The following is an 11585-nucleotide window of genomic DNA, read 5'->3' as shown; positions in this document are numbered from 1 at the left end:
ATCAGCTCAAGGCGGATTGCGCGGGATTTTCCAAGGAAAAATCAGCAGATTCGATGACCTTGGCGGCACTTGGAGATGCTATGCCAGCAAATCATGTGATTGTTTCTCCGTCCAGGGAATTGGCAATGCGTTGGTGTCCGCTGTTGACTGGGCGGGGGGCGGTAGAGCTTTATCGGCAATGGCCATCAATGCAGCAGATTCAGCAACTCGCGCCGGTATTTTGTGTGTTTGACCTTGCTGCTTGGCAGCGCCCCGAGCAAATTCCTGATTTGAAACTACTCAGCTCGCAGTTGGCCATTTGTTTGGTGTGTGATTCTTTCACTGTGGCAGAGGAATTACGCTGGCTGGCCACAGGGATCCGTGCGTGTTGTACACCCGATTTGGACGATGAGCGATTGAAAACAATTATTGATGTCACCGTGCGCGGCGGTATTTGGGTGTCAAGTCGTTCCTTGCCGATGTTGATTCAAGGCTTGCAGCATTTCACCGCAGAAGCTCGTCATTCGGCAACATCATCAACATCTGTTGACGACTCCCTGGCGATATTGACCCCGCAGGAACGCAAAATAGCCCATCTGGTCGGTCTGGGGGAAAGCAATAAGCTGATCGCTCGCGCGCTCAATATTTCTGATCACACGGTAAAAAGCCACTTGAGTGCCATTTTCAGCAAATTGCATCTCAGTGATCGGGTGCATCTTGCTTTGCTGGTGAATCAAAGTGATGCAAATAGTCATTCAGTTGATCGTTAAATTGCTGAGCGGTCGTCTGTTTGCTTCGTTCAGGCTTGAGCTTTTCACCTTTCATACATATAACCGAATCTCATCTGCTTATCATGTTGAAAAAAATGTTCAGTTTTCGCTGTAAATATTGGTGCTCATCTTGCCGCGTGGTTTTTTTAACGGCAATGGGCTTGGCTGCCTGCACATCGACCCCCCTAACTGGCGAGAATCCATATAAATTGAAAACGGGGACGCTGGACAAGGCCGAAGCCAAATATGGGGCGAATGCCAAGCAGCGTCTGGAAAGCTGGCAGGCTTTGCTTGATGGTGACAAAAAAGCCGATGAACAAAGCAAACTACTGCGCGTTAATAATTATTTTAATGAAAGAATTATTTTTTCGTCTGATCGCCAGGTCTGGGGGGTTGAAGATTACTGGGCAACTCCGGTTGAATTTCTGGGGCGTGGGGCTGGCGATTGTGAGGATTTTGCGATTGCAAAATACTTTTCTCTGCTCGCCCTAGGGGTTCCGGAAAGCAAGTTACGCATTACTTATGTGCAGGCGACAGGTCATGGCCCGGCTAATTTGGCGCACATGGTGTTGACGTACTACCCCACGCCTTCTGCTGTTCCTTTGGTGCTGGATAACCTGATCCCGGAGATCAAGCCCGCGTCGCAGCGCCCGGATTTAACCCCTGTTTATGGTTTTAACGGGCAGGGTTTGTGGCTGGCGAAAGACCGTAGTAGCGGTAACGCTACCCCGCGACAAAACAAAATCAGCCTTTGGGATCAATTGAAGGCGCGACAGGGGCGGGAGTTTGATTAGTTCAATCATGCGCCCACTCGCCCGCTAGGAGGACAAAATGACCTTGCTCAAACAGCTAATCTTGTTGATTGTGGCTTTATTTATATTTCTGTTCGCAGGTACGGTTTATCTGAATGCAGAAAATTCCCGGGCATTTATCTCTGAACAGTTGGCCACCATCGCCCAGGATGCGGCTACCTCATTGGGTATGCAGTTGTCCCCGCTGATTCTGGATAAGAATAATCAGGTTTTTGTCGAACGAACGGTTGATGCTGTTTTCGATAGCGGCTATTACCGCTCGATACAGATTCACGATATGGAAGGGCGCTCCTTGATTGCAAAGCAGGCCGGGACTCAGGTGAACAATGTCCCTGACTGGTTTATCCGCTTGTTTCCGATCGAAACGCCAGTGGGAGAAGCATTGATGACCACGGGTTGGCAGCAGGCCGGGGTGGTGAAAATCGCGGCTAATCCAGGAATTGCCTATGCCTCATTGTGGGCGAGTAGCATGAACGCCTTGTTCTGGTTTCTGGGGGCATCATTACTGACTTTATGTGTCGGCTTACTGGTGTTGCACTACGTCTTGCGACCCTTGAGAGACGTGGAAATGCAGGCACTGGCGATTTGTAATCGTGAATATCCCGATCCGGCCAAATTGCCCTGGACACTGGATCTGCGCAGCGTGGTGCAGGCGATGAACCGCATGACTCAAAAAGTAAAAGAAATGTTTGCCGAGCAAGCTGCCAGCATTGAGCGAATGCGGGCCGAAGCATATCTTGATACCTTAACCGGATTGGCCAATCGCCGATATTTTGACTTGCATGTGAAACAATTGATGGAGGCCGATGAGCCGTTGGCGCGAGGGGCTTTGCTATTTCTTGAAATCAGTCATCTGAAAGAGATTAATGATCAGAAAGGGTTCAGGGTCGTTGATCAATTGCTGGTTGAGACAGGTGCGCTGATTAAAACCCTATTGCTTGAGCATGCCGATAGCGAGGCTTTTGCCGCCAGAATGAGTGGCAACACCTTTGCGGTTTTTATGGCCGGAGTCGAACAAGAAAAAGCCAGACAAATCGGTAACACGCTCGCGCATCGCCTAAGTACTTTGTTCGAGCGCGGCTTAACACCGTACAGTGATGTTGGCCACTTGGGAATGGCGATGTTCCATGGGCAAAAAATCAATAAATGGCTGTCAGAGGTCGACCTGGCCTTGCGCACCGCACAAGGCGAAGGCCCTAATGCCATGCATTTCTTCGCCCCAGAAGAGCTGGCCGGACATGGTGCGCTTAGCGCCTCACAATGGAAAGCTGTGCTGCTGGAGGCGCTAAATGCCCAGCGCGTCGAGTTGTATACCCAGGGTGTGCAGGATTGTGATGCCCAATTAATCCATCGCGAAGTGTTCCTGCGCCTACGTGATGAGTCAGGCGAGCAAATTCCTGCCGGATTATTTGTGCCAATGGCCAAACGACACGGATTGATTCAAGAATTTGATCGGGTCGTGATTGATTTGTGCCTCAAGGAGCTGGCGAAAGATGCAGATTTACATCTGGCAATCAATCTCTTCCCGGCTTCAATTTCTCACCCCGAATTTGTGGCCTGGATTCGGCAAAAACTGGCGGCTCAACCTGCGTTGGGGCAGCAGCTCTGTTTTGAATTGCCCGAAACGGAGGCTGTGAATCAGCTGGATGACTTGCGCGCGTTTATTGATGAGTTGGCGGTGTTTGGTGTGAAATTTGGTCTGGATAATTTTGGTCGGGGATTTAGCTCTTTCAGCTATTTAAGTGCATTAAGAGTTCAATATTTGAAAGTGGACGGCTCGTTTAGCAAGGACGTGGATCAGAACCGTGAGCACCAGTTCTTTATGGATGCCATGGTCAAGATTGCCCATGGTCTGGATTTGCAGGTGATTGCGAAATCGGTTGAAACTCAAGCAGAGCAGGAAACTTTACTTTCCTTGCGGGTTGATGGTTTGCAGGGCTTTGGTATCGCCGGGACTGAGCTCTGGAAAACTGCACCTAGTTTGTAGTTTTGTTGGGTATTGCGCTGTATGCATTGCTGGTATTGAGTTTGGTGGCTATACCTTTGCAATATATTGATCTCTACAGCTTCTCCAGGCTAGAGCTGCAGATCTGCCCTTGGCGCAACCAGTGGGCAATTATATTGAGTTGTCCAATGCTACTTGTTGGCTTCTTGCTCCAGCGCGTAGATGAAACGCTGGAGCAGGTTTTCATTCTGGCTGGAAAGTTGCGCAAATTTACAACCAGTACGAATGGTTTTGATTCCGTTATCCAAGGTAATTTCGGATTGTCTGCCAACGAGCAGTTTGCAATGCACTGCGCCGATGCCAGGTAACTCCAGTCGGCAACCGGTAAATTCATTCCCTTCTTGCAAATCGACATCTGGGCTAAAACCGATCAGGCCTATTCCGCCAACACTGATATCAATCACGGCAATCATTACTTCGCTACCATCCCGCATCCTGATAAAACAGCGGGTGCTCACTGAATGCGGGATGGGGATGCGATATGTATCTCGGCGCTGCATGGCGTTGGTCATCATTTTTCGATTATTCAATATCAGAATAGTAGCTCTTTGATTTCGTCCAGCGGCTGAGCTTCAGCATCTGTCGAGCCACCACCACCACCTAAGCCCAGTTCACTATTGGTATTAGGAAATTCTTGCAAATAGTATTCAACCAAAGTACCGCGCTCAGTTTCAATACTCTTGCTCAGAATGCCGTCCGGTACAGTTTTCGGCGTTTCCGGTACATTCCGTAGCGCACTGCTCATGAAGTTAACCCAAACGGGTAGTGCAGCCGCTCCGCCTGTTTCTCTGGCCCCTAGGGAGCGTGGCTGATCAAAACCGATCCAGGTTACGGCGACCAATTTCGGGCTGTAGCCAGCAAACCATGCGTCAAATGCATCGTTAGTCGTTCCTGTCTTCCCTGCCAGATCATTTCGTCCCAAGGCCTTGGCTTTTGTTGCGGTACCCATTTGAATTACATCTTCCATCATGCTGGTCATGATGAACGCATTGCGAGGATCCAGCGTTCTGACCGCATTTTTTCCAGCCACTTCGGCTTGGGTTTGTGCCAGTATTTTGCCTTTACCATCTTCAATCCGGTCCACAAAATAAGAGCGAACGCGGTAACCTGAATTGGCAAAAACCGCATAGCCCTCGGCCATTTGCAGCGGCGTTACGCTGCCCGCGCCCAAGGCCATGGTGAGGTAGGGCGGATGGTTTTTGGGAGGAAAGCCAAATCGGGTCAGATGCTGCTGGGCGTAGTCGGTGCCGATAGCTTGCAAAATACGGATCGATACCAGATTTTTTGACAGAGTCAGCGCTTTTCGTACCGAGGTCATCCCCGAGAAACTACCGTCATAGTTTTTGGGCTCCCAGCTTTGACCATTGAGCTGTGAGGCAGCAATCACCAACGGGGCATCATTGATCTGGGTGGATGGCGTGATCCCGCGTTCGAGTGCAGCCGAATAAATAAATGGTTTGAAGCTTGAGCCGGGCTGGCGCCACGCCTGGGTCACATGATTGAAATGATTGCGATTGTAGTCAAAGCCGCCGACTAGAGCCTGGATGGCACCCTGCTGTGGGTCTATCGCAACCAGTGCTCCTTCTACTTGCGGTAGCTGGCGGATAACCCAGCCTTTTTCGCTGGCACGTAGCCTAATAATTGCGCCTGGTCTGATGCGGTTGGCGGGCGCAATTTTTTCCGATAAAGCATTCCGGGCAAATTTAAGGCCTTGCCCTTGAATGGTAACTTTTTCGTCGCCTTTGATATAGGCCGTTACGGTTTGGTTGGAGGCGCTAATTACGACAGCAATGCGTAGATCGTCAGCCTCTTTAATATTGCTTAATGCATCATCCAGTTGCTCTTCGGCGCCTGGAGTGAGTAGTGCCGGATCAATAAATCCTTCCGGACCACGGTAGCCATGGCGATTGTCATAATCTATCAGGCCTTCGCGTAATGATTCATACGCGGCTTGTTGCAATTGACTGTTGATGGTTGTGTAAACTTGGAAGCCCTCGCTATAAATCGCTTCTTTGTAGCGCTCGTACATCATTTGCCTCACCATCTCGGCAACATATTCTGCATGGACGGGATATTGCTGCGCTGTGCGAAGCACATTAATTGGCGCAATTTTGGCGCTTTCGTACTCGCTGTCAGAAATTGATTTCAATTCATGCATGCGGCGTAAGACATACATTTGTCTTAATTTAGCACGTTTTGGATTTACTACCGGGTTATACGCAGAAGGGGCTTTAGGCAGTCCGGCCAGCATGGCCATTTCTGCATGATTGAGTTGCGATAGAGATTTGCCAAAATAAATCTGGGCGGCTGATGCAAAGCCATAAGCTCGTTGCCCCAGATAGATCTGGTTAATGTATAACTCTAAGATTTGATCTTTTGATAAGTTATGCTCTATTTTGAATGACAGTAGTGCTTCGTTAAATTTTCGTGTAAATGTTTTTTCATTCGACAAATAAAAATTTCGAGCAACCTGCATGGTGATCGTACTTGCTCCGGAACGAGCTTGTCCAGAGGTTAAATTGCCAAGTATGGCGCGCATCACACCTAGATAGTCAATGCCTCCATGCTGGTAAAAACGCTCATCTTCTGCCGCAAGCAAGGCCTGAATCATCGGCTTTGGTACTTGATTAATAGGAGTAAAAGCTCGACGCTCTTCGCCAAATTCACCGATTAGCACCTTGTCTTGCGTAAAAATTCGTAGAGGTACTTTGGGCTTGTAGTCAGTCAGCGCCTCAAGAGATGGCAGCTTGGGGTATGTAATTGCGACAGCCATTGCTGATAAGCAAACAGCCACTAAGGCTAAGCCCACAATTACTGCGATCAGTGCTAAAAATATTTTCTTTGTCATTGCGGTAGTGATTGTTTGTTTATAAAGTTCAATCTAAGGTGTTAATGTACGTCGAATACGGGTTTGTTGCAAAAAGCGTGTCACTTAAAAGGCTTTCTTTACACTCGAACTGGTACGCTGATAGCATTTTTTAATTGCATATAAGGGGACTAGTGCGTTGAACCTCGATTTTTTAAAGCCATCAGCTCCTCCACTCATTGGTGTAGACATCAGCGCGTCCGCAGTAAAAATGGTTGAACTGAGCCAGACGGGGCGTAATTTTAGCCTAGACCGCTATGTAATCGAGCCCTTGCCAAAAGATGCGGTGACCGATAGTAATATCACCAACCCTGAAGCGGTAGCTGAAGCCATTCAGCGGGCATGGAAGCAAATGGGCTGTAACATAAAGAATGTCGCCATTGCTTTGCCTGCATCTGCCGTAATTACGAAGAAAATTTTGGTTGCGGCCGGGATGAGTGAACGTGACTTGGAAATGCAGGTTGAAACTGAAGCCAATCAATATATTCCTTTTTCACTGGACGAAGTTAATCTCGATTTCCAGGTTCTAGGGCCTGCGCCCAATAATCCGGATGAAGAAGAGGTGTTGATTGCTGCAGCCAAGAAAACCAAAGTTGATGAGCGCGTTGCTGCGATTGAAGAGGCCGGTCTGCGTGCATCCGTGCTTGATGTCGAGTCTTATGCAACTCAAGCGGCTTTCGAATTGATGAGGCCACAGTTACCAAACGGTGGAGAAAATCAGATCGTCGCAGTTGTTGACATTGGTGCAACAGCAATGCACATGAACATCTTCAAGGATGGACAATCAATTTACAGCCGGGATCAAGGGTACGCAGGTAATCAGCTTACGCAGGAAATCCAGCGCAAGTTCAATATGTCCTCAGAGGAAGCAGAGCAGGCCAAGCGCCAAGGCGGCTTGCCAGATAATTATGAGCCCGACGTACTGCAGCCATTTATGGATACCATGGCACTTGAAATTTCGAGATCCTTGCAATTTTTCTACACTTCAAGTAATTACACGACAGTTGACCATATTTTGCTAGCTGGTGGTTGTAGCGTAATTCATGGTTTGGATGAGGCCGTTTCAAGCCGAACTCAAGTCGCAAGTACAATGCGTGCCAATCCATTTTTTAGTATGTCGACGGGCAAGGTGCGAGGAAAGCAGATTCAGCTTGATGCACCTTCCTTGCTTATAGCTTGTGGCCTAGCTATGCGGAGGTTTGATCCAGCATGATAAGAATTAATCTTTTGCCTCATCGGCAAGAAAAAAGGCAGGCAAAACAAAAGCGCTTTGTTGCTTTGATGGTATTTACATTTATTGCTGCAACTGCAGTTGTTGCTGCAGGTTATTTGGCGCTGGGGGCGCGGATCGAGTCTCAAAATGAAAGGAATGAGTTTTTGGTAGCGGAAAATGCCAAGCTTGAAAAAGAAATTTCGGAAATTGAAAAGCTGAAGGCAGAAAAGCAGGCTTTGCTCGATCGCAAGCTAATTGTTGAACGTCTACAATCAAATAGAACAGAAACTGTTCGTTTGATGGATCAGTTGACACGTCAGGTTCCAGAGGGAATTTATCTGAAGGATGTAAAACAAAAAGATGATCAGCTGGTCTTAAATGGATATGCGCAATCTAATGCCCGTGTTTCTACATTAATGCGCAATTTGAATGATTCTGCAACGTTTGAGCAGCCTTTATTGATCGAAGCCAAAGCGGCAAATGTTGGTAACCAGCGACTATCTGATTTTACTTTGAATATAAAAGTAACACGTCTAGTTACCGAGGCCTCTGCTGTAGCTTCACAGCCAATGCGTAAGCAGGGGGGGTGAGAATGTCAATTACATTTGACGAGCTTAAGAATTTAGATCCCAAAGAAGCTGGAAATTGGCCTATGCCCGTCCAATTCGGTGCAATGGGCTTATTACTGATTATTGTTGTTGCTTTGGGCGTCTTCTATTTTTGGCAGCCGCAGTTTGAGGAGCTGGATCAAGGTGTGCAAAAAGAAGAGCAGCTAAAGCAGGAGTTTCTTGAGAAGAAGAAAAAAGCAATTAATCTTGAGGCATATCGTCAGCAATTATTGGAGATTCAACAATCATTTGGTGCTTTATTAAAGCAACTGCCCAATAAATCTGAAATGGAAACACTTCTCACTGAAATTAATCAGGCAGGAGTCGGTCGGGGTTTGTTGTTCGAGTTGTTTAAGCCAAATACAGAAGTAAAAACATCCGAATTTGCCGAAATGCCGATTCAAATCAAAGTCAGTGGTTCTTATCATGATTTGTCGGCTTTTGTTAGTGATGTGGCACAATTGTCGCGGATTGTCACTTTGAGCGATGTTCAGATTTCTGCTATCTCAGAACAGGGGAATAAGCCTACGCCTCAAAAAGATAAAGCGGGGAACAACGTTGCGGCAAAAGATGTTGAACTGCTTGTTATGGAAGCGACAATAAAAACATATCGCGCCTTAGACGAGGCAGAGCAGCAGGCTATTCGTCAAGCAGAGCTGGATGCTCGTAAGAAAAAGAGGCAGTAATGTCCAATCCGGAGAGTAAATAATGAAAAGATGGATTTTACTGAGCATATTGGCGGGTTCCCTGACCGGGTGCATTGGCGAAGAGAATAGCGATCTTAAAGCTTGGATGGCTGAGCAGTCTGAGGGCTTGCGTGGTAGGGTCGAGCCTTTGCCGGAAGTTAAGGCGTACGAGCCGTTTGCATACGATGCTTTCGGTCTGCCTGATCCATTTAAACCTAGTAAGATGGAGTTGGCCAAAAAGGGTATTGGTAGTGGGATTGCACCAAATAGAGATAGGGTTAAAGAGGTTCTAGAAAATTATGACCTTGAAAAACTTCGTATGGTAGGTACTCTGCAGCAAGGTAAAACTGTGCATGCCCTAATCAAGGCTCCGGACGGGAATTTATACCGTGTCAAAGTGGGGAGTTACATGGGGCAAGATTTTGGCATGGTGATGGCTGTTAATGAGACAGAAATTACATTGAAAGAAATCGTAGAAGACAGTGGTGGTGATTGGGTTGAGCGTACTACAACCCTCGGCTTAGATGACTCGGAGCAAAAGAAATGAACATGACTAAAATACTGAGCCGTTTTACTCAGGTTGCCTTGATGTTAATCGCTCCTTTTGCGATAGCAGCAGAATTGTCGAGCATAACTGCTGTTGAAGTGAGCAATATCAGTGCAGAAAAGCAGATTGTCAAGATCACTTTCAATGGCACGCCACCTGTTCCAACGAGTTTCTCTGTTAATAGCCCCCCTCGAATTGCATTTGATTTTGCCAATACTTCAAATCAAGCAGGTCAAAGTGCGGTGCAAGTCAATGGTGCTGCATTGCGCTTAATTAACATCGCAGAAGGAACTGGCAGAACTAGATTGGTTCTTAATTTACAGAAGCCTGCTTCGTATGAAACCAAGGTTGAAAATAATTCACTTTTAATTGCAATTGATGGCGCAACCCTTGGCGCTATTTCTGCAAAAAATAGTGGTCCCGCAAGAAGTAATGTGCAATTTGCTGAGAGTAAAGCAACTGGGAAGCGCGAAGGAATTCAAGATATTGATTTTCGCCGTGGTAGTGCTGGCGAAGGGAAAGTCATCATTGATTTATCAAGCTCTAATGTTGGAATTGACATTCGCCAGCAAGGCAAGAAACTACTGGTGGAGTTTGCTAAAGTTGGCCTCCCAAAGAATCTAGAACGTAGCTTGGACGTTGCAGATTTCGGTACTCCCATTCAAAAAGTTGATACTTTTGGCCAGGGCGATACTGTTAAAATGCTGATTGAGCCCAAAGGTAATTGGGAATATTCAGCGTATCAAACTGAGAATCGTTTTGTGGTTGAAGTGCGAGATGCTTCAGATGTCAAATTAAAGACTGCCCAAAGTAAAGCTAACTATAAAGGCGAGAAGCTATCTTTGAATTTCCAAAGCGTCGAAATCCGTACGGTTTTGCAAGTAATTGCGGAGTTTACCGGGCTTAATATTATTACAAGCGATACTGTTAGTGGTACATTAACACTGCGTTTGAAAGATGTACCCTGGGATCAGGCTCTTGATATTATTCTGCAGGCTAAAGGTTTGGATCAGCGTAAATCAGGCAACGTGATGTGGATCGCTCCACGCGATGAGCTGGCATCTAAAGAAAAGCAAGAGTTGGAGTCGAAAAAGCAAATCGCTGAATTAGAACCAACCCGTACAGAGTACTTTGCGCTTAAATACACTAAAGCCGAAGAAATGAAAACGGTTTTGACCGATGAGAAGCAGAAGTTGCTTTCTCCCCGCGGTAGTGCAGTAATTGTACCTCGGACTAATCAGGTTATCGTGCAAGATATCCCATCTAAACTGGAGCAAATTCGTGAGCTGATTGCAAAAACTGATATTCCTGTTCGTCAGGTCATGATAGAGGCGCGTATTGTTGAGGCAGAGGATGGATTCAGTCGTAATCTCGGGGTTAAATTTCATGGCTTGTTTGCCAATAAGCACGGCGGAACCTCCGGGGGATTGACTACCAAAGATTACACATCTACTGGCGGATCGACTTATCCTGGTCCCGCTCTAGCCGGTGATGCGCCTGCCGTAAATCTGCCGGCAGGAAAGATTGGCGGTTTTGATCCTGGATCGATTGCAATGTTATTGGCTGGTTCGGATGGTTTGTTGGGGCTGGAGCTAACTGCTTTGGAGCAGGATGGTAAGGGTAAAGTAGTTTCAAGTCCAAGACTAGTTACTGCCGATCAGGTAGAGGCTGTTATTGAAGATGGTCAGGAAATTCCATATACCGAGTCATCGCAAAACGGTGCAACATCTATTTCGTTTAAGAAGGCAACATTATCATTGAAGGTGACCCCACAAATTACACCTGATGGGAATGTTTTTATGGATGTGGCGGTTAATAAAGATAGCCGTGGTACTGATACTCTGAATGGACCAGCTATTAATACTAAACAAATCAAAACAAAGGTACTGGTTGAGAATGGGGGCACGGTAGTGATCGGTGGCATATATATTGAGGAAGGTAAAAATACCGTGACTCAAATTCCTGTATTAGGTGATATACCTATGGTTGGTAATTTGTTCAAGAATAGGGCAAATACCACCCAAAAACGTGAACTGTTGATTTTCCTTACGCCTCGTGTACTGCAGTCAGATTTAACGCTGCGCTGATTGCGCTAGCAT

General features: G+C 46.8%; 10 protein-coding genes. 8 read left to right on the top strand and 2 right to left on the bottom strand.

All coding sequences use genetic code 11. The features are described 5' to 3' along the window. Positions 1-53 precede the first annotated feature (53 nt). From FLS37_RS02090 to FLS37_RS02080, 3 genes are read left to right on the top strand one after another with little or no spacing between them, the layout of a single operon-like run. Positions 54-749, top strand: coding sequence for a LuxR C-terminal-related transcriptional regulator (locus FLS37_RS02090; RefSeq protein WP_157314269.1), 696 nt, complete (start codon positions 54-56; stop codon positions 747-749). A gap of 20 nt (positions 750-769) precedes the next feature. Next, entirely contained in the window at positions 770-1543 is a 774-nt protein-coding gene (locus FLS37_RS02085; RefSeq protein ID WP_232522467.1) for a transglutaminase-like cysteine peptidase, read from the top strand. Positions 1544-1580: 37 nt separating this feature from the next. Continuing rightward, positions 1581-3548 (top strand): EAL domain-containing protein, encoded by a 1968-nt coding sequence (locus FLS37_RS02080; protein ID WP_157314268.1) that lies wholly within the window; start codon positions 1581-1583, stop codon positions 3546-3548. A 149-nt stretch (positions 3549-3697) separates the two neighbouring features. Here the strand turns inward: FLS37_RS02080 and FLS37_RS02075 are convergent, their stop codons facing one another. Continuing rightward, positions 3698-4081 carry a flagellar brake protein gene (locus FLS37_RS02075; protein WP_157314267.1) on the bottom strand — a complete coding sequence of 128 codons (384 nt, stop codon included), beginning with the start codon at positions 4079-4081 and terminating at the stop codon, positions 3698-3700. A 17-nt stretch (positions 4082-4098) separates the two neighbouring features. After that, positions 4099-6414, bottom strand: coding sequence for a penicillin-binding protein 1A (locus tag FLS37_RS02070; RefSeq protein WP_157314266.1), 2316 nt, complete (start codon positions 6412-6414; stop codon positions 4099-4101). A gap of 157 nt (positions 6415-6571) precedes the next feature. Here FLS37_RS02070 and FLS37_RS02065 point away from each other — a divergent pair, with 157 nt between their 5' ends. From FLS37_RS02065 to pilQ, 5 genes are read left to right on the top strand one after another with little or no spacing between them, the layout of a single operon-like run. Then, entirely contained in the window at positions 6572-7645 is a 1074-nt protein-coding gene (locus tag FLS37_RS02065; RefSeq protein WP_157314265.1) for a pilus assembly protein PilM, read from the top strand. Then, the gene (locus FLS37_RS02060) at positions 7642-8235 is read left to right on the top strand and encodes a PilN domain-containing protein (RefSeq protein ID WP_157314264.1); all 594 of its coding nucleotides are present in this window, start codon (positions 7642-7644) and stop codon (positions 8233-8235) included. Before FLS37_RS02065 ends, FLS37_RS02060 begins: the two co-directional genes overlap by 4 nt. Positions 8236-8237: 2 nt before the next feature. Beyond that, on the top strand, positions 8238-8939 hold the full coding sequence (locus tag FLS37_RS02055; RefSeq protein ID WP_232522466.1) for a type 4a pilus biogenesis protein PilO: 702 nt from the start codon (positions 8238-8240) through the stop codon (positions 8937-8939). 22 nt (positions 8940-8961) lie between these two features. After that, the gene (locus FLS37_RS02050) at positions 8962-9486 is read left to right on the top strand and encodes a pilus assembly protein PilP (protein ID WP_157314263.1); all 525 of its coding nucleotides are present in this window, start codon (positions 8962-8964) and stop codon (positions 9484-9486) included. Beyond that, positions 9483-11573 (top strand): type IV pilus secretin PilQ, encoded by a 2091-nt coding sequence (gene pilQ / locus FLS37_RS02045; RefSeq protein ID WP_157314262.1) that lies wholly within the window; start codon positions 9483-9485, stop codon positions 11571-11573. Before FLS37_RS02050 ends, pilQ begins: the two co-directional genes overlap by 4 nt. Positions 11574-11585 lie beyond the last annotated feature (12 nt).

It is taken from the genome of Chitinibacter sp. GC72 (assembly GCF_009760905.1).
Lineage (GTDB): Bacteria > Pseudomonadota > Gammaproteobacteria > Burkholderiales > Chitinibacteraceae > Chitinibacter.
The sequence above is the reverse complement of the archived record's forward strand: the minus strand, read 5'-3'. Positions and strand labels throughout refer to the sequence as shown.

Bases quoted from the DNA above. Each gene is read 5' to 3' on its own strand.
- FLS37_RS02050 (WP_157314263.1), top strand. From the start codon at position 8,962: ATGAAAAGATGGATTTTACTGAGCATATTGGCGGGTTCCCTGACCGGG.
- FLS37_RS02090 (WP_157314269.1), top strand. From the start codon at position 54: ATGACCTTGGCGGCACTTGGAGATGCTATGCCAGCAAATCATGTGATT.
- FLS37_RS02080 (WP_157314268.1), top strand. From the start codon at position 1,581: ATGACCTTGCTCAAACAGCTAATCTTGTTGATTGTGGCTTTATTTATA.
- FLS37_RS02070 (WP_157314266.1), bottom strand. From the start codon at position 6,414: ATGACAAAGAAAATATTTTTAGCACTGATCGCAGTAATTGTGGGCTTA.
- pilQ (WP_157314262.1), top strand. From the start codon at position 9,483: ATGAACATGACTAAAATACTGAGCCGTTTTACTCAGGTTGCCTTGATG.
- FLS37_RS02075 (WP_157314267.1), bottom strand. From the start codon at position 4,081: ATGATGACCAACGCCATGCAGCGCCGAGATACATATCGCATCCCCATC.
- FLS37_RS02060 (WP_157314264.1), top strand. From the start codon at position 7,642: ATGATAAGAATTAATCTTTTGCCTCATCGGCAAGAAAAAAGGCAGGCA.
- FLS37_RS02055 (WP_232522466.1), top strand. From the start codon at position 8,238: ATGTCAATTACATTTGACGAGCTTAAGAATTTAGATCCCAAAGAAGCT.